The organism is Methylobacterium sp. Leaf102 (genome assembly GCF_001422425.1).
Lineage (GTDB): Bacteria > Pseudomonadota > Alphaproteobacteria > Rhizobiales > Beijerinckiaceae > Methylobacterium.
On record NZ_LMMX01000034.1, the window covers coordinates 171,134 to 187,804 of the forward strand.

The following is a 16,671-nucleotide window of genomic DNA, read 5'->3' on the forward strand; positions in this document are numbered from 1 at the left end:
GGTTCGTATGGCGGTTCATGGTCGGTTATTTCGACCGGTTCCTGCGCCGCCACATGAACGCCCTGCGCCTCGCCCGCTGGGGCGTGCCGGATTGCGCCGGCCATCCCGGGCCCGTCGTGGTCTATTGCAACCACCCGGCCTGGTGGGATGCCGCCGTGGTGATCCTGCTCGCCGGGCGGCTGTTTCCGAAGCGCGCGAGCTACGCGCCGTTCGATGCCCGGATGCTGGCGCGCTACGCGATCTTCGCCCGCATCGGTGCCTTCCCGGTGGACCTCGACTCGGCGCGCGGCGCGGCCCAGTTCCTCCGCTCATCGCGAAACATCCTGGCGCAGCCGGATGCGATGATGTGGATCACCGCACAGGGGCGCTTCGCCGATGTCCGCGCTCGGCCCCTGGACCTCCGGGGAGGCGTCGCCCGCCTGCCCGAACTCGGACCCGACACCCTGTTCGTGCCCCTCGCCCTCGATTACGCCTTCTGGGAGGAGCGCGGCGCCGAGGCTTGCGCCGCCTTCGGCGCGCCGATCCGAGCTTTCGACCTCCAGGCCCTCCCCCGGCCCGAGCGCCTCGCCCGGATGGAGGAGGCGCTGACGGCGACCCTCGACCGCCTCGCCGCCGACGTCATCGCCCGTGACCCCGCCCGCTTCACCGCCCTCGTCTCGGGCGCCAAGGGGGTCGGGGGCGTGTACGATTGGGGACGGCGCCTGCGCGCGGCCCTGACGGGGCGCCGCTTCGAGCCCGCCCACCGCGTCGAGGAAGATCTGTTGCGCGAGAAAGACCGCACGCCGTGATCCTCGCCCTCGCGATCGCTTCGGTGCTGCTTGCCCTCCTGCCGGCTATTCTCACCGCCGTGAACCTGTTCGCCCTGCGCACGCCGGTGCCCGACACCGCTCGCCTTCCGGCGTCGGGTGGGAGCCACGGGTTCCCACACCTTCCAGGAGAGGGACAGGGTGAGGTGTGTGGATTGTCCGGAGATGTCCCACACCTCACCCCAGCCCTCTCCTTGCAGGAGAGGGGGGCGGTCGCGGCTCACGGCGCCCCATCGCCGACGTCTGAATCCCATCAGCCGGGCGCTGACAACGAAGCGCCCCGCGTGTCGATCCTCATCCCGGCCCGGGACGAGGCCGCCACCATCGCCCACACCGTGCGGGCGGCGCTCGCCAGCATGGGCGTCGCCATCGAGGTGCTGGTGGGCGACGACCATTCCACCGACCCCACCGCCGCCATCGTGCGGGACATCGCCGCCACCGACCCGCGTCTGTACCTCGTGGAGATCCCGCCCCTGCCCGAGGGCTGGACGGGGAAGAACCACGCCTGCGCGGTGCTGGCCGGGGCGGCGCGCGGGGCGCACCTGCTGTTCATCGATGCCGACGTGACCCTTGCGCCGGCGGCGGCGGCGGCGCTGGCCGCCTACGCCGTCCGCACGGAGTCCGCCCTCGTCAGCGCGGTGCCGCGTCAGCGCATGGGGACGCTCGGCGAATGGCTCACGGTGCCGATGATCGGCTTCCTCCTCGTGGGCTACCTGCCGGTGCCGATGATGCGCGCCTCCCTCCGCGCGTCCCTCGGGGCGGCCTGCGGCCAGCTCGTCCTCGTCGACCGGTCGGTCTACGCCGCCACCGGCGGGCACGGCGCCATCCGGGGCTTCCTCCACGACGGCGTGCTGCTGGCCCGCACCTTGCGCGGGGCGGGCCACCGCACCGATCTCGTGGCCGGGCACGCGCTCGCCACCTGCCGGATGTACCGGACCTGGCGCGAGTGCTGGGCCGGCTTCTCGAAGAACGCCCACGAGGGCATGGCGACGCCGCGCGCCTTGCCCGTCTGGACCGGGCTGCTGTTCACCGCCCACATCCTGCCGGTGCTGCTGCTGGTCCTGTTCGGCTTCGGCCTCGTCGCGCCCGGGGCGGCGGCCCTCGCGCTCGTCGCCTTCCTGCTCTCCCTCGGCACGCGCGCCGCGATCACGCGCGCCATGCGCGAGCCCCTCGTGACGATCCCGCTGCATCCCGTCGCCGTCGCCGTCGCCCTGGCGATCCAGTGGAACGTGCTCCTGCGCCGCAAGGCTGCCGGCGCCGCCGTGTGGAAGGGCCGGAGCTATCCGCTGAACGGGGCCTGATCCGTCTCTTCGGCGATCCACGCCGCCGTGTCCGGGTCGGCGCCCACCACCGGAAGATGTAGGATGATCGGCGTCTCGTAGGGGTGGCGTTCCTTGAGGGCGGCACTGAGCGGCTCGGCCAGGGCCTCGCGGCTCTTGATCAGGGCCACCACCTCGTCGGCCCGCTCCACCGCGCCCTTCCAGGCATAGACCGAGCGCATCCCCGGCAGCACGTTGACGCAGGCCGCCAAACGCAGGCGCACCAGGGCCTCGCCGACGGCGAGCGCCATCTCGGCATCCGGGAAGGTGGTGTAGACGAGGAGTGGACGCTCCATGCTATGGGTCCTCCAGCGATGGGTCTCGTGATCGCGCAGCGGCGGGTGTGCCGGCCACCGGCGCGTCCCGTGGCGCGATGCGACGCCGAGCGTGGTTGGGTCAACAGGGCGGACGAGGGTTCATGTCGCGGCGTTTCAACACGATCGCGTTCATCGCGAGCCCGACGCCGGATGCGCGCCAAGCGGCCGACGCCCTGATGCGCCGCTACGACCACGTGCCGCCCGAGGAGGCGGACGTGGTGGTGGCGCTAGGCGGCGACGGCCTCATGCTCCAGGCGCTCCATCGCTTCATGGATGCCGGCACGCCGATCTACGGCATGAACCGCGGCACCGTCGGCTTCCTCATGAACGAGTACCGCGAGGAGGACCTCCTCGAACGGCTGGAGAACACCAAGCGCAGCCGCATCCATCCGCTGCTCATGGAGGCCGTGGACACGGAGGGGCGCCGACACCGGGCGCGGGCCCTCAACGAAGTCTACATGCTGCGCCAGACCCATCAGACGGCGAAGCTGCGGATCTCCGTCGACGGCCACGTGCGCCTGCCCGAACTCATCGCCGACGGGGTTCTGGCGGCGACGCCGGCCGGCTCCACCGCCTACAACCTGTCCGTGGGCGGCCCGATCCTTCCCCTCAACGCCCGCCTGCTGGCGCTGACGCCGATCTCGTCCTTCCGCCCGCGCCGCTGGCACGGGGCCCTCCTGCCCGATCACGCCCGCATCTTCATCGAGGTGCTCGACGCCGAGCACCGGCCCGTGGCGGCGGTGGCCGACCACACGGAGTTTCGCCGGGTCGCCACCGTGGAGACTTGGCTCGACCACGCCACCAACCTCGTGCTCCTGCACGACCCCGGCCACAGCCTCGACGAGCGGATCCTGCGCGAGCAGTTCGGCTGACGCCTCGGACGGTCGGCCGACGCCTCAGGCCGCGAGGCGGACGCGCTCCCGGTCGGCGCGGTAGCTCGCCACCAGGGCGTTCGGGATCGTGTCGAGGATATCCGCGACGGTGGCGGCGCGGGCGGCCTCGTCCGCACGCTCGGCCGCCCGCTGCTTTTCCGCCCGGTCCTCTTGGAACTGCGCCAGGATCGCGCGCGGCAGGGCTTCGAGGATGAGGCCGACGGGATCGCTCCGGGACGCGACGGGCGCGTCCTCGGCCGCGACGGCGTCCGGGATGTCGGTCGAGGCGGACGCGGCGTCGCCGTCGGCGATGGGCCCGAGGGCCGGCGGGGCTTCGCGGCTCTCCGGGGCTTCGGGCGCCTCCGGCAGATCCGCAAGCTCCGAGTCCCCAAGCTCCGAGTCCGCGTCGTTCGAATCCGCGAGGGCCATGTCCCCGAGGTCCAGGGGCGCGTGCTGCTCCGAGGCCGTCGGCCTCCCCCAGGTGGGCTGCGTCTCCGGGCGCGGCGCGGTCTCCGAAGGGTCGACCGCGGCCGCGGGGGGCTCCCGGTGGCCGGTGATCTCGGCGGTCTCCCGAAGCATCCGGCTCATGGCGGCCGCGTGCTGCGGAACGGGCGGGACCTGCTGCTGCGCCTCGCGCCACTCGGCGTCGAGGATTTCCGACTCGACCGCCCGCAGGTCGAGGGGCTGCGCGTCGACGTCCGTCGTGTCGAAATCCTGCGGGTCGGAGAGGAGCCCGTCGAACGCCGGCATGCCGAAGATCCGCGCCTCGGGGAAATCCGTCGCCGCCGGGGGCGCCAGGGCCGCGCGCTCGGTCATCGTCCGGGTCCGCGTACGCGCGGCGTCGCGGGCCGCTTCCGCCTCGAAGCGGGCGAGCAGCGCCATCACGCCCTGGGCCTCGGCGAAGGGCATGCTCTCGCAGGCGGTGAGGGCCCGCTCGATCATCAGGCGCGACAGGGCGGCGCCGTGGGCGGCGGTCTCGCCCCGGCCGGCCTCGCGCCAGGCCGAGAGGGCGGCGGAGAAGGCCGGCAGCAGGGGCTCGGGCAGGCCGGCCTTGCGGTGGAGGGCAGCGTAGGCGGCGTTGGCCCCCTCGTGCATGAGGCCCGCGACCCGTCCCGCCGGGAGGCCGGCGAGGTCGGCAAGGGCCGTCTCGGCGAACGGCATGTGGCCCGACAGGATCGCCCGCAGGATCAGGCCGGCGTTGAGCTGGCCGTGCCGGCGCAGGTGGGCGACGAGGCGGGCGAGATCGATGGGGTGGGCACCGACGCTGAAGGCCAGGGTCGCGCGCTCGCGCGCCTCGCGGCCGGCCCGCTCGCCCCGGGCGGGCGTCAGCCAGCCCGACGCCACGGCGAGGCGCGCCAGGGATTCGGCGACCCGGTCCGTGCAGGCCTGGCGGACTTCGAGGGGAAGGTGGGGCCGCGCCAGCACCGCCTCGCGCAAGGCCGCGTCGTCGCCGTGGCGGGCGACGAGGCGCAGGAGGCTTCCGGTGGTGACGCCGGCGCTGTGGTTGCCCACCAGGGCCGTGAGGGCGACGGGGCCGGCGATCTCCGCCATGGCGCCCGCCACCGCGTGCGACAGGTCGCGCCGCTCGGCGATGGCCCGGCGCGTGGCCTCGCCGCCGATGGCGACGCCGTCGACGAGGTCGGCATCCGTGAGGACGGGGGAGCGCCTGAGGACGATGCCGGCGATGTCCGGCAGGTCCCCGGCCAGGGCCACCACGAGGGAGCGCGGCGCGGTGGCGCTCGCCGCGCAGGCTTCGGCCAGCGCCCGGCGCACCATGGGGGCGGGATCGTCGAGGAGCGCGAGGATCGTGGCCTCGGTCTCGCCCGCCGTATCGGGGGCGAGGCCGCCGTGCAGGGTGGCCCGCACCAGGGCGCCGGCCGCCTCCGCCCGGCGCGCGGCCGAGGCGTGCTGCGTCAGGGCGAGGAACTGGCGGATGATCATGGGCCGCTCCGGGCGGTGAAGAGGGAGGAATCGAGGGGGGCGCCGGTCCGGGCGACCGAGGCGGTGGTGAACTCGGCCGGCCGCCGCGGCGGCAGCGGCGCGTCCACGAGGGCGGGGCCGGATGCGGGCGTCGAGGTCTGCTCCGCCTGGGTGGCGGAGACCGCCGTGGGGGCCGCCGCCGCCGTCGGCGCCGGTGCAGTCGCGGGCAGGACGGTGTCCGCCGTGCCGTCCGAGCGCGGGAAGTAGGTCGGCGCGGGTCGGCCGTCGGTGACGGCCCGGCCCTGCTCCGACGCGGCTCTGCCTTGCCAGAGCTTGGCCACCCCCTCCGAGATGGCGCCCTGGCGCTTGTCGGTCTGGAACAGGGAGCGCAGGCCCCCGTCGAGGGAGGCGTAGGCGGTGGGAGCCTCGGGCAGCACGATGGGGCTCGCAGGCGCCGATCCGCCCGCCTGGGCCGCAGACGCGCCCACGGGACCCGCCGTGGTGCGGGCCGTCGACAGGAGTGCGTAGAGTTCGGCGGCTCCCCGTGCCCGACCGGTCTTGTCGTAGAACAGGTTGCGGTTGGCGGCGGCCGCCTCCGGCATGTCGAGGGCGGCGACGCGGGCCGGGCTGGCCTGGGCGGTGTTGATGAGGGCGGCGGCCCCGCGGGCCCCGAGGACGTGGGCGGCGTAGAGGTCGCCCCCCGTGGGTTCGCGGCCCAAAGCCGCCGTCAGGGCCTCGCCGTTGCGCTGGGTCAGGGCGCCCGCCAGGGTCGCGGCGGTCTTGGGGTCGCGGCGCAGATCGAGGATGGTCTGGCGTGCGTCCGGGTCGGCCACCGTGTAGGTGCCGTCGGGGCGCGTCGTGATGGCGTCGGCGTAGGTCTGGAGGCCGAGCTTCGGCCCGGCGTTCTTCATGGTGCCGAGCCAGGTCTGCTCGATGAACTGGAACAGGCCCGTGGCCGAGGAGGTCCCGGCCTTGGCCGTGGGATTGAGGGCGGATTCGCGCTGGGCCGTCGCCAGGAGGTAGTCGAAGCCCACCCCGGAGCTCTGCGCCCCGTCCCGGATCGCCTCGACGACGGCCGAACCTGCGCCCGAGGCCGTGCCCGACGCCGCGCGCGTGCCCGCATCCCGGGCGGAGCCGGTGTCGCGGGCGGTGGCGGGGGGCGTGGTGAACAGGAACATGCGCCGTCCGGCTGAAGGCACGGCGCCGTGGTGGCGGCCTGTCCTTCGGGTCGGACTTTGCTCAACTATGGTAAAGGAAGCTTAAAGGGGTCGCGGCCGGGACATTGTTCAATCCGGCGCAAGGTAGCGTCGGCGCGCCCAGCCCAGGAGTGGGCCGGCCTTGACCCGGCACCAGGTCAGGCCGCTCGGGGTGTCGCTGGTGCAACCGAAGCCGCGCAGGCGCGCGCCGGCCGGCACCTGCCCGAGGGACGGGGCGGCGGCGTCCGGCGTCTCGCGGATCGTCAGGCCCTCGCCCCGCGGCAGGCCGTCGACCCGGAAGGCCTCCACGGCGTGGGCGGGTCCCGCCAGGACCAGGGCGATCAGCATGAGGGGCAGGCGCATGGCGGGCTTCAGGAGCGGTGCACGCCCATCATCGCCGTCAGGCCGCCATCGACGGGCAGGACCGCGCCGGTGACGTAGGCGGCCCCCGCCCCCATGAGGAAGACGGCGAGCGCCGCCACCTCCTCCGGACGGGCGAAGCGCCCGGCGGGGATCTGGCGCTCCATGCCGGCGCGGTGGGCGGCGTAGGGGGCCATCATGCCGGTGTCGATGAAGCCCGGCGCGATGACGTTCACGGTCACGCCGCGCTTGGCCGATTCGATGGCAAGCGTCCGGCAATAGGCGATGAGCGCGCCCTTGCTCGCCGCGTAGGCGGCGTTGCCGGGGTTCGCCCGCAGCGCCGCCACCGAGCCGATGGCGACGATGCGGCCCGAGCGCGCCCGGATCATGCCGCGCACCAGGGATTTGGCCAGCCGCGTCAGGGACCAGAAATTCACCTGCATGGCGGCTTCCGCCCGGTCCTGATCGAGCATGGCCGCCAGCGCGTCGGAGGATTGCCCGGCATTGTGGACGAGGCCGTAGAAGCCCGTCTCCTCGTGATCCGCGCAGAACGCCTCGAGGGCGTCGCGGTCGGCGAGATCGAGGGCGTGGGCCGTTACCGCGCGGTCGGGATGGGCGGCCGCCAGCTCGGCCACCAGGGCCTCGGCGGCGGGCGCCGACGAGCGGTAGGTGAAGGCGACGTCGTGGCCGGCGCCGACGAGCGCCCGCACCAGGGCGGCGCCGAGGCCGGACGCGCCGCCGGTGACGAGGATGCGGGTGCTCATGCGGGCTCGTCCCCGAGCACGAGGCAGGTGTTCTGCCCGCCGAAGCCGAAGGAGTTCGAGAGCACGCGGGACACCCGCGCGTCGCGGGCGGTGGCGACCACGTCCAGCGGGATCGCCGGGTCCGGCACCAGGTAGTTGATGGTCGGCGGGATGCGGCCGTGCGTGATCGTGAGGAGCGAGACCACGGCCTCGATGGCCCCGGCCGCCGTCAGGGTGTGGCCGATCATCGACTTGTTTGACGAGATCGGCAGGCGGCCGATGCGCGCCCCGAACACGGCGGCGCAGCCCATGGCCTCCATCTTGTCGTTCTCCGGCGTCGAGGTGCCGTGGGCGTTGACGGTGTCGATGGCGTCGGGGCCGACACCGGCATCGTCGAGGGCCGCGCGGATCGCCGCGATGCCGGGCGCGCCGTCGGGGCTGGAGCGGGTGCGGTGGAAGCCGTCGCCCTTCTCGCCGCAGCCGAGGACGTAGCCGAGGATCTTTGCCCCCCGCGCCCGCGCGGATTCGGCGTCCTCCAGCACCAGGGCGCCGGCGCCCTCGCCCATGACGAAGCCGTCGCGGTTCTTCGAGAACGGCTTCGAGGCGCCCTCCGGCGGGTCGTTCTGGGTGGAAAGGGCGGAGAGCAGGGAGAAGCGGATCAGGGATTCGGGGTTCACCGAGCCGTCGGTGCCGATGCACAGGGCCGCCGTCACCTCGCTCCGGCGGATCGCCTCGACGCCGAGCTGGATCGCGGTGGCCCCCGAAGAGCAGGCGGTGGAGAGCGAGATGGGCGAGCCCCGGGTGCCGAACCGGTCGGCGATGTTCTCCGCCACGGTGCCGAAGATGAAGAGGTCGTGCCACGCGTCGAAGCGGCGGCTGGCGGCGGCGCGCTGGAGGTCGGCGTAGGTGATCGGCCCGTCCTGGCCCGACGCCACCGCCATGGCCCGGCGCTGGGGCCATTCCATCTCGACGGGCGGCACGGCGATGAACAGCGCACCGGGAAAGTCGCCCTTCGGACCGAGTCCGGATTGCGCGACGGCCTCCTCGGCGGCGGCTTCGGCGAAGCGCTGCGACAGGGCGGGGGCGACGAGCGGATCGGTGTCGAGGAAATCGACGGTGCCGGCGATGCGGGTGCGCAGGCCCTCCGTGGGGAAGCGCGCGATGGTGTGGATGCCCGAGCGCCCGGCGGTGAGGGCCGCCCAATTGTCGGCCTGGCCCTGGCCGAGGGACGTCACGATGCCGAGGCCCGTGACCGCCACCAGGGGGCGGCCCTTGCTGTCGCGAAAGGAAGCGTTCGTCATCGCGCCGTTCTACACCGTTTCACGGATCTTGGGGCCTGGGGCCGGGGTACCGCTCTCCCCCACGTGACCTACCGAATCCGAACGCATGTCGCGTTCTCGCCGTCGTCGGGGCAGCGGGTTACGGACGGCACCCGGCTTCAAGGGGCGATGCGCAACGGGGCTCCCTCTCCTGAAAGGAGAAGGTTGGGTTGAGGTGTGCGAACACTCCGAAAGGGTCACACACCTCACCCTGTCCCTCTCCTTCCAGGAGAGGGGACCTGCGCTGCCCGAGAGAACTCTGAACCCTGGCAGCCACTCGGGTGAAATCCCAGTGCCGTCCATCAGGCCGCACAGACGCGGAGTACGCCCTCGCCGCGGCGGTGGCCGATGGTGGTGACGGCGACCTCGCGGGCCCGACCCTGCGCCACCAGCCCGGCCGCCAGGGCCGCGCCGAAGGGCGCCGTCACTTCGAGCGTGTGGCCGGTGATGTCGCCGAGCGCCGTCACGGGGATACCGGGCGCGAGGCGGCCGAGGGCCGCGCCCTCCTCCGCCGTGATCCCGTCGACGCCCGTGGCGCCGGAGAGGACGTGGTCGGGGGCCTCGAATCCGGCGTCGCGCCACAGGGTCTCGACGCTCCGCGCCGTGGCGCCGGGCGCGCGGAGGGTGCGGTCGCTGCGAACCGGCATGAGCCGGGCGAGCGCCTTCGCGCCGCGGGCGCGGGCGTGGTCGGCGGATTCGAGGACCAGGAAGGCGGCGCCGCTGCCGAGGATGAACCCGCCCTCCCCTTCGCTCTCTCGGGAGAACACCGGGCGGAAGGGTTTGGCGCGCAGGTATCCGCCCATCTCGTGGACCACCATCACGTCCGGCCGCTCGGCGCTGTAGGAGCCGCCCACGAGCATGCAGTCGACCTGGCCCGAGGCGATGCGGGCCTGGGCGATGCGCAGGGCATCGGTGCCGGCGGCCTCCTCGCCCATGAAGGTGCGGGACGCGCCCGTGACCCCGTGGACGATGGCGATGTTGCCGGCGAGCAGGTTCGAGAGCTGGGCGAGGAACAGGGTCGGGCGCAGGTCGTTGAGCAGGCGCTCGTTGAGGTAGGCGCCCGGGTCCGCGGCGTCGCGCAGGCCCGAGAGGATCGCGCCGTCCACCTCCGTGTCGCGCTCGCCGCCGCCGCAGGCCACGACGAGGTGCATGGCGCCCTTCAGGGCCGCGTCGTCCTTCAGCCCGGCGGAGTCGAGGGCGAGGCCGGCGGCATAGACGCCGAGGCGCTGCCACGGCTCCATCTGGCGCTGGTCGGATTTTTTCGGGATCTGCCCGTCCAGCGCCAGCGGCGCCACGGGATGGACCGTGTAGGGGGCGAAGCGCTCGGTGTCCGTGCGGGCCGGGGCGCCGGCGTCCAGGGCGTCGAGATGGGCCGCGATGCCCTCGCCCGCGCAGGAGACGAGACCGAGGCCGGTGACGACGACGTCGTTCATGCTGGCTCCGGTTCCGTCGTGAGCCCCGCGAGAGCCAGGAGGCCGATCCGCTGCGCCCGCGCCCGCATGGGCGCGTCGAGGCCGTCGGGGAACGGCATGGTGCGGAAGCGCAGTTCGGCGTTGCAGAGCGGCTTGCCGTCGTGCCGGATGGCCGCCTTGGTCACGGCGTAGCCCGAGCCGTCATGCTCCAGGCTCGCCTCCACGGCGAGCTCGGCGCCGGGCCCGACGAAGGCGCGGAACCGCGCCTTGTCCACGCCCATGAGGAACGGCATCTGGCGGAAGTCGAGATGGGCCAGGATGAGGTAGCCCGAGGCCTGCGCCATGGTCTCGGTGAGCAGCACGCCCGGCACCAGGGGGTGGCCGGGGAAGTGCCCCTCGAAGACCGGGCTCTCCAGGGGCACCCGGGCCACGGCCTCGATCCGGCCGGCGGCCCGGTCGAGGACCGTGACCGCGTCGATCATCTCGAAATATTCGAGCCGCATGGCTTAGCCCCGCCCGGGCGTCTTCAAGCCTTGGCGGCCTTCTCGGCCACGAGGGCGTCGATGCGGGCGCAGAGGTTCTTGAGGACGAAGTATTCCTCGGCCGGGACCTTGCCCTCGTTGACCTCCTGGGTCCAGCGCTCGAGGGGCAGCTTGATCCCGAAGGCCTTGTCCACCGCGAAGGCGATGTCGAGGAAGGCGAGGCTGTCGATGCCGAGATCGTCGATGGCGTGGCTCTCCGGCGTGATGGTGTCGCGCGGGATGTCGGCGGTGTCGGCGATGATTTCCGCGACGCGGTCGAAGGTGGCGGTCTGGGTCAGGTCGGACATGCGTTCTCGCCGTGTTTGCTGGATATCCCGCCGCCCCGTTCCGCGCCGACGTGGGGCGGACCTCAAGGCCGGCCCATGATGCCCGGTGCCCCCGGTCGCGCAGCATGCCCTGCCGGACGACGCCGCGCGCCGTCCCCGAAAGATGAAGGCGGTCCCTTACACGAGGGGGGTAGACCGGGCAACCGTGCCGCTTGCCCGGGGCGGCCTCCGGATCGTGAGCGCGGGGTCATTCCGCACACGGCGTCGGCGGCCTAGATGAGGGCTCGGCCGTCCGCCGCGGGCGCCGCCGTCCTCCGAGGCTTTCCCATCCATGCCCCTTCCCCCTCGCACCGCCGATCCGGCGCCGGCTCCCCCTCCGCCCGGTGCCCTGACGCCGCGGGCGCAGGGCGTCGCCCGCATCCTTCTCGTGGTGGGTCTCGCCGCCCTCGGGCTCTGGGTGCTGCACCCGTTCCTGCCGGCCCTGGCCTGGGCGGTGATCCTCGCCATCGCCCTGTGGCCCCTCTACGCCCGGGCCGAGCGGCGCTGGCCGCCGGGACGGCACAACCTGCTGCTGCCGAGCCTGTTCACCCTGGGGGTCGCCCTGGTGTTCCTCCTGCCCCTGGTGGTGCTCGGCATCGAGGCGGCACGCGAGGCGCACGACGTCGTCGCCCTGGCGCGTTCGGCCGAACAGACCGGCCTGCCGGTGCCGGAGGTTCTTTCGCGCGTTCCCTTCGGCGCACAGGCGAGTGCGTGGTGGGCGGCGAACCTCAGCCATCCGCAGGCGGGCGCCGACCTCCTGCACCACCTCGACAAGTCCACCGCGCTGGGCCTGTCGCGCAGCCTCGGGGCGCAGATCGTCCGGCGCAGCGTGCTGTTCGGCTTCAGCCTCGTCGCCCTGTTCTTTCTGTTCCGGGACGGGAAGCTCGTGACCGCCCAGGTGCTCACGGCGAGCGCCCGCCTGTTCGGCCCGCGCGGCGAGCGGGTCGCCCGCCAGATGGTGGCGTCGGTCCACGGCACCGTGGACGGCCTCGTCCTCGTCGGCCTCGGCGTGGGCGTGGTTCTGGGGATCGTCTACTATTTCGCCGGCGTGCCGCACCCGGTGCTGCTCGGCGCGCTGACCGCGGTGGCGGCCATGATCCCGTTCGGCGCGCCCCTGGTCTTCGGCGCCGCCGCCCTGGTGCTCCTCGCCGCCGGCTCGGTGGTTCCGGCGGCGGTGGTGGTGGTGGCGGGCTTCGTCGTCACCTTCGCGGCCGATCACTTCGTCCGCCCCGCCCTCATCGGCGGCACGACGCAGCTGCCGTTCCTCTGGGTGCTGCTGGGAATCTTGGGCGGCGTCGAGACCTTCGGGCTGCTGGGGCTGTTCCTCGGCCCGGCCGTGATGGCGGCGCTGATCCTGCTGTGGCGGGAGTTCACGGGCGGAGACGCGCAGGCGGCCTGAAGTCCTCCGACGCCTCCTGTTCGTTCTTTTCATCCCGAGCGGCTGCACCGTCGCGGCGAGGAATGATCTCGGATCGACCCCGCATTCTGGTGCCCTCCCCCAAGACAGGCGAAGCCCGTGCCTGCCCTGGAGGACGGGTTGGTGGGGCTTCGCCTTAGACGAGGAACACCGGGGCGTTAGTGGACGCCTTGTTGAGCGCGATGCCGTGCTCGCAATCGGACTTCGCGACGTAGCTCTCACTGCTCTTCGAGATCTCCTCGCCGTTCTTGGCGTAGTAGACCCAGTACCACTGGCCCCTGGTGTCCTGCTTCAGCTTGTAACAGGGATAGGTCACGCCGCTCATTGGTTCCTCCATCATCACGGGCGCCGAAGTCTCTCGACGCCCTGTTGCCAGCCAACTCTAGGTTGGATTAATGATGGATTTGTTTACCTGATCGACTGCATTCAAGGGGGCCGAAACGAAAAAGGCCCCGTCCTTGCGGGCGGGGCCTTCGTTCATCGGAGGGCTTGCCGATCCTACGCCGCGAGCGAGCGCAGTACGTACGGCAGAATCCCGCCATTCCGATAATACTCGAGCTCGTCGAGGGTATCGATCCGGCAGGTCAGCGGGACGTCGCGCTTGGTGCCGTCGGCGGCGGTGATCTGGGCCACCAGGGTCTGGCGCGGTTTGAGGTCGCCCGAGAGGCCGAGGATCGTCACGGTCTCGTCGCCCTTGAGGCCGAGGGTCTCCCAGCTCGTGTCGCCCTGGAACACCAGGGGCACGATGCCCATGCCGACGAGGTTCGAGCGGTGGATGCGCTCGAAGCTCTCGGCCACCACGGCGCGGACGCCCAGCAGCTTGGTGCCCTTCGCCGCCCAGTCGCGCGACGAGCCGGTGCCGTATTCCTTGCCGGCGAACACCACCAGGGGCGTGCCCTCGGCCTGATACTTCTGCGCCGCGTCGTAGATGAACATCCGCTCGCCGGAGGGCTGGAACAGGGTCCAGCCGCCCTCGACCACGGTGCCGGCCTCGTCGCGGACCATCTGGTTCTTGATGCGGATGTTGGCGAAGGTGCCGCGCATCATGACTTCGTGGTTGCCGCGCCGGGTGCCGTACTGGTTGAAGTCCTGCACCCGGACCTGATGCTCCTGCAGGTAGGCGCCCGCCGGCGAGTTCGCCCGGATGTTGCCCGCCGGCGAGATGTGGTCGGTGGTGATGGAATCGAGGAACAGGCCAAGGATGCGGGCGTCGACCACGTCCTCGACGGGGGCCGGGGTCTTGGTCATGCCCTCGAAATAGGGCGGGTTCTGCACGTAGGTGGAGGTCGAATCCCACTTGAAGGTCTCGGCCTCGGTGACCTCGACGGCCTTCCAGTAATCGTCGCCACCGAACACGTCGGCGTAGCGCGACTTGAACAGGGCCGAGGTGATGTTGGCCTCGATGAACTCCGCGACCTCCGCCGTCGAGGGCCAGATGTCCCGGAGGTAGACCGGCTGGCCGTCCGACCCGGTGCCCAGGGGCTCGGTGGCGAGATCGATCTGCATGGAGCCGGCGAGCGCATAGGCGACCACGAGGGGCGGCGAGGCGAGGTAGTTCGCCCGGACGTCGGGGTTCACCCGGCCCTCGAAGTTGCGGTTGCCCGAGAGCACGGCGGCGGCCACCACGTCGTTGTCGTTGATGGCCTTCGAGATCGGCGCCGGCAGCGGCCCGGAATTGCCGATACAGGTGGTGCAGCCGAAGCCGACGAGGTTGAAGCCCAGCGCGTCCAGCGGCTGCTGCAGGCCGGCGCTCTCGAGGTACTCGGCCACCACCTGGGAGCCGGGGGCCAGCGAGGTCTTCACCCAGGGCTTCGAGCGCAGGCCCTTGGCCACGGCGTTGCGGGCGAGGAGGCCCGCGCCGATCATCACGCTCGGGTTCGAGGTGTTGGTGCAGCTCGTGATGGCGGCGATGACCACGTCGCCGTGGCCGATGTCGAAGTTGGCGCCCTCCACCGGGTAGCGCGTGGCGATGTCGGCGGCGCGCTTGAACTCCGTCTCCATGGAGCCGGCGAAACCGGGTTTGGCCGCATCGAGGAGCACCCGGTCCTGCGGGCGCTTGGGGCCGGCCAGCGACGGACGCACGTCGCTCATGTCGAGCTCCAGGGTGTCGGTGAACACCGGGTCCGGGGTCTGGGCGTCGCGCCACATCCCCTGCGCCTTGGCGTAGGCCTCGACCAGGGCGATGCGCTCGTCCGTGCGGCTGGTGACGGTGAGGAAGTCGATGGTCTTCCGGTCGATGGGGAAGAAGCCGCAGGTGGCGCCGTATTCGGGGGCCATGTTGGAGATGGTGGCGCGGTCGGCCACCGCCATGTCGTCGAGGCCGGGGCCGTAGAACTCCACGAACTTGCCGACCACGCCCTTCTTGCGCAGCATCTGCGTGACCGTGAGCACGAGGTCGGTGGCGGTGGTGCCCTCGGGGAGCTTGCCCGACAGCTTGAAGCCGACGACCTCGGGGATCAGCATCGACAGGGGCTGGCCCAGCATGGCGGCCTCGGCCTCGATGCCGCCGACGCCCCAGCCCAGCACCGCGAGGCCGTTGACCATGGTGGTGTGCGAATCTGTGCCGACGAGGCTGTCCGGGTATGCGACCGGGAAGGAATCGCCGTCGCCCTGCTTCGTCCAGACCGTCTGCGACAGGTATTCCAGGTTCACCTGGTGGCAGATGCCGGTGCCGGGCGGGACCACCGAAAAATTGTCGAAGGCCGACTGGCCCCACTTCAGGAAGGTGTAGCGCTCGCCGTTGCGCGAGTATTCCAGCGCCACGTTGTCGGCGAGAGCCTTGGGGGTGCCGAACTCGTCGACGATGACCGAGTGGTCGATGACGAGGTCGACGGGCACCAGGGGGTTGATCTTCTGGGGGTCGCCGCCCAGCGCCACCATGGCGTCGCGCATGGCGGCGAGATCCACCACGGCGGGCACGCCGGTGAAGTCCTGCATCAGCACGCGGGCGGGCCGGAAGGCGATCTCGGTCTCGGTCTTGCCGAGGTTGCCCAGCCACGCGACGGTGGCGGAGATGTCGTCCTTCTTCACCGAACGGTTGTCCTCGAACCGCAGCAGGTTCTCGAGGATCACCTTCATGGAGAACGGCAGGGCGGTGGCGTCGGCCAGGCCCGCCTTCTCGGCATGGGGAATCGAGTAGTAGGTGTAGGACTTGTCCCCGACGGTGAGGGTCTGGCGGGACTGGAAGCTGTCGAGCGATGCCACGGCGTTGATGATCCTCGCGAGCGGTTGGTCGAACACGCGCAGGCATAACCTGCGCCACGAAAGCTGTGCTCGGCTGGGTGCGCTGGAATGCGCGCGCCGCTCCGGGGGTGCCCGGACAGGTTGTTGCGCGAAGGACGGTTTGGACGCCCTGAGACTCGCGCGGCGCAGCCTGACGCCCGTATAGAACACTTCGAAACTGGCCGCTACCGGTGGGCTGACAGAGCGGTGGGTCTGTCGTCGCCGGGAGGGGGCTACGCCGCGGCGAGGTGCGCGAAATCCGCGCCTTCGGCCACGTGTTCGGAAGCGTCGAGGATCTCGATCCCGACGACACGTCCGGCGGCATCGAAATCGAGCATGATGCCCGGACGCACTTCCTCGCTCCCAACGATCGTGGCGTCGGCGAGCTGCACGTAGAGTGCGTCCGCCTCACGGTCATACCGGGATTTCATGCGTGCCGGGCCCCCGCCCACGATCGAGGGATGCTGTGATCACGTGAAAGGTTGAGGCCGAGCGTATCACATAAACGACGCGAAGCACGCGGCCGTCCCGTTCGGGCAATGCGCGGAAGGCCCGCCGTCGATCCGGATGCAAAGGATCGGGCTCCACGGCATCCGGGGTCAGGATCGTCCGCTCCACCCAAGCCTCATCCAGGGCACGCAGGGCGATCTGGTCCCGTGCGTGTTGGGCGTAGGTGATGGTCGGAGCAGGCATGACACCCGTGTGTGAACGATCGCGCGCCTCGGTCGAGGAAAGCCCAATCGTTCACGCTCCACAACGGATTCTCGGCAAAAGCACGTTTCGGTTGTGGGTGGGCGGGCGAAGGCGGATCGCAGACACGAAGGGCCGACGCAGGCGGCGAGGGTCTGACGACCTTTCCGCGCATGGGGTCTCGCCACTGAACGATCCGCGTGCGATGGGCGGGGTGCCGAGCGGTGCGAG

General features: G+C 71.8%; 17 protein-coding genes. 4 read left to right on the plus strand and 13 right to left on the minus strand.

Annotated elements, in window-relative coordinates:
- Positions 1-17: 17 nt before the first annotated feature.
- Together ASF27_RS15365 and ASF27_RS15370 are read left to right on the plus strand one after the other, a co-directional pair.
- A complete protein-coding gene (locus tag ASF27_RS15365; RefSeq protein ID WP_056361633.1) occupies positions 18-788 on the plus strand; it encodes a lysophospholipid acyltransferase family protein in 771 nt (256 codons plus the stop codon).
- A gap of 212 nt (positions 789-1,000) precedes the next feature.
- Entirely contained in the window at positions 1,001-2,107 is a 1,107-nt protein-coding gene (locus ASF27_RS15370) for a glycosyltransferase family 2 protein (RefSeq protein ID WP_082479219.1), read from the plus strand.
- Here ASF27_RS15370 and cutA read toward each other — a convergent pair.
- Positions 2,086-2,421, minus strand: coding sequence for a divalent-cation tolerance protein CutA (cutA, locus tag ASF27_RS15375; protein ID WP_056175303.1), 336 nt, complete (start codon positions 2,419-2,421; stop codon positions 2,086-2,088). The genes ASF27_RS15370 and cutA overlap by 22 nt on opposite strands.
- Positions 2,422-2,543: 122 nt before the next feature.
- On the opposite strand from cutA, the gene ASF27_RS15380 reads away from it, so the two are divergent.
- The gene (locus tag ASF27_RS15380; protein WP_056261485.1) at positions 2,544-3,314 is read left to right on the plus strand and encodes an NAD kinase; all 771 of its coding nucleotides are present in this window, start codon (positions 2,544-2,546) and stop codon (positions 3,312-3,314) included.
- Positions 3,315-3,338: 24 nt separating this feature from the next.
- Here ASF27_RS15380 and ASF27_RS22390 read toward each other — a convergent pair whose 3' ends face one another.
- The 8 genes from ASF27_RS22390 to ASF27_RS15420 all read right to left on the minus strand — a co-directional run bounded on the left by ASF27_RS22390 (position 3,339) and on the right by ASF27_RS15420 (position 11,093).
- On the minus strand, positions 3,339-5,255 hold the full coding sequence (locus tag ASF27_RS22390) for a DUF2336 domain-containing protein (protein WP_056361423.1): 1,917 nt from the start codon (positions 5,253-5,255) through the stop codon (positions 3,339-3,341).
- A complete protein-coding gene (locus tag ASF27_RS15390) occupies positions 5,252-6,412 on the minus strand; it encodes a transglycosylase SLT domain-containing protein (protein ID WP_056361425.1) in 1,161 nt (386 codons plus the stop codon). Before ASF27_RS15390 ends, ASF27_RS22390 begins: the two co-directional genes overlap by 4 nt.
- 108 nt (positions 6,413-6,520) lie before the next feature.
- Positions 6,521-6,793 (minus strand): SH3 domain-containing protein, encoded by a 273-nt coding sequence (locus ASF27_RS15395; RefSeq protein WP_056261492.1) that lies wholly within the window; start codon positions 6,791-6,793, stop codon positions 6,521-6,523.
- Positions 6,794-6,801: 8 nt separating this feature from the next.
- A complete protein-coding gene (locus ASF27_RS15400; protein ID WP_056261495.1) occupies positions 6,802-7,554 on the minus strand; it encodes an SDR family oxidoreductase in 753 nt (250 codons plus the stop codon).
- Complete coding sequence (locus ASF27_RS15405; RefSeq protein WP_056361427.1) at positions 7,551-8,834, minus strand: beta-ketoacyl-ACP synthase; 1,284 nt, start codon at positions 8,832-8,834, stop codon at positions 7,551-7,553. Before ASF27_RS15405 ends, ASF27_RS15400 begins: the two co-directional genes overlap by 4 nt.
- 320 nt (positions 8,835-9,154) lie before the next feature.
- On the minus strand, positions 9,155-10,285 hold the full coding sequence (locus tag ASF27_RS15410) for a beta-ketoacyl-ACP synthase (protein ID WP_056361431.1): 1,131 nt from the start codon (positions 10,283-10,285) through the stop codon (positions 9,155-9,157).
- Positions 10,282-10,767: a 3-hydroxyacyl-ACP dehydratase FabZ family protein gene (locus ASF27_RS15415; protein WP_056361433.1), complete on the minus strand. Its 486-nt coding sequence runs from the start codon at positions 10,765-10,767 to the stop codon at positions 10,282-10,284. The genes ASF27_RS15410 and ASF27_RS15415 overlap by 4 nt, the downstream gene beginning before the upstream one ends.
- Before the next feature lie 23 nt (positions 10,768-10,790).
- Positions 10,791-11,093 carry an acyl carrier protein gene (locus ASF27_RS15420; RefSeq protein WP_056361436.1) on the minus strand — a complete coding sequence of 101 codons (303 nt, stop codon included), beginning with the start codon at positions 11,091-11,093 and terminating at the stop codon, positions 10,791-10,793.
- 310 nt (positions 11,094-11,403) lie between these two features.
- Here ASF27_RS15420 and ASF27_RS15425 point away from each other — a divergent pair, with 310 nt between their 5' ends.
- Entirely contained in the window at positions 11,404-12,510 is a 1,107-nt protein-coding gene (locus ASF27_RS15425; RefSeq protein ID WP_082479204.1) for an AI-2E family transporter, read from the plus strand.
- Between the two features lie 154 nt (positions 12,511-12,664).
- Here the strand turns inward: ASF27_RS15425 and ASF27_RS15430 are convergent, their stop codons facing one another.
- The 4 genes from ASF27_RS15430 to ASF27_RS21710 all read right to left on the minus strand — a co-directional run bounded on the left by ASF27_RS15430 (position 12,665) and on the right by ASF27_RS21710 (position 16,443).
- Positions 12,665-12,844, minus strand: a complete 180-nt coding sequence (locus tag ASF27_RS15430; protein ID WP_244473869.1) for a DUF1508 domain-containing protein — start codon at positions 12,842-12,844, stop codon at positions 12,665-12,667.
- Between the two features lie 182 nt (positions 12,845-13,026).
- Positions 13,027-15,732, minus strand: coding sequence for an aconitate hydratase AcnA (acnA, locus tag ASF27_RS15435; RefSeq protein WP_056361636.1), 2,706 nt, complete (start codon positions 15,730-15,732; stop codon positions 13,027-13,029).
- Positions 15,733-15,983: 251 nt separating this feature from the next.
- Positions 15,984-16,142 (minus strand): DUF2283 domain-containing protein, encoded by a 159-nt coding sequence (locus ASF27_RS15440; protein ID WP_244473010.1) that lies wholly within the window; start codon positions 16,140-16,142, stop codon positions 15,984-15,986.
- A 22-nt stretch (positions 16,143-16,164) separates the two neighbouring features.
- A complete protein-coding gene (locus ASF27_RS21710) occupies positions 16,165-16,443 on the minus strand; it encodes a DUF4258 domain-containing protein (protein WP_082479206.1) in 279 nt (92 codons plus the stop codon).
- Positions 16,444-16,671 lie beyond the last annotated feature (228 nt).

Coding starts and splice junctions, on each gene's coding strand:
- ASF27_RS15365 (WP_056361633.1), top strand. CDS start 18: ATGGTCGGTTATTTCGACCGGTTCCTGCGCCGCCACATGAACGCCCTG.
- cutA (WP_056175303.1), bottom strand. CDS start 2,421: ATGGAGCGTCCACTCCTCGTCTACACCACCTTCCCGGATGCCGAGATG.
- ASF27_RS15380 (WP_056261485.1), top strand. CDS start 2,544: ATGTCGCGGCGTTTCAACACGATCGCGTTCATCGCGAGCCCGACGCCG.
- ASF27_RS22390 (WP_056361423.1), bottom strand. CDS start 5,255: ATGATCATCCGCCAGTTCCTCGCCCTGACGCAGCACGCCTCGGCCGCG.
- ASF27_RS15390 (WP_056361425.1), bottom strand. CDS start 6,412: ATGTTCCTGTTCACCACGCCCCCCGCCACCGCCCGCGACACCGGCTCC.
- ASF27_RS15395 (WP_056261492.1), bottom strand. CDS start 6,793: ATGCGCCTGCCCCTCATGCTGATCGCCCTGGTCCTGGCGGGACCCGCC.
- ASF27_RS15400 (WP_056261495.1), bottom strand. CDS start 7,554: ATGAGCACCCGCATCCTCGTCACCGGCGGCGCGTCCGGCCTCGGCGCC.
- ASF27_RS15405 (WP_056361427.1), bottom strand. CDS start 8,834: ATGACGAACGCTTCCTTTCGCGACAGCAAGGGCCGCCCCCTGGTGGCG.
- ASF27_RS15410 (WP_056361431.1), bottom strand. CDS start 10,285: ATGAACGACGTCGTCGTCACCGGCCTCGGTCTCGTCTCCTGCGCGGGC.
- ASF27_RS15415 (WP_056361433.1), bottom strand. CDS start 10,767: ATGCGGCTCGAATATTTCGAGATGATCGACGCGGTCACGGTCCTCGAC.
- ASF27_RS15420 (WP_056361436.1), bottom strand. CDS start 11,093: ATGTCCGACCTGACCCAGACCGCCACCTTCGACCGCGTCGCGGAAATC.
- ASF27_RS15425 (WP_082479204.1), top strand. CDS start 11,404: ATGCCCCTTCCCCCTCGCACCGCCGATCCGGCGCCGGCTCCCCCTCCG.
- ASF27_RS21710 (WP_082479206.1), bottom strand. CDS start 16,443: ATGCCTGCTCCGACCATCACCTACGCCCAACACGCACGGGACCAGATC.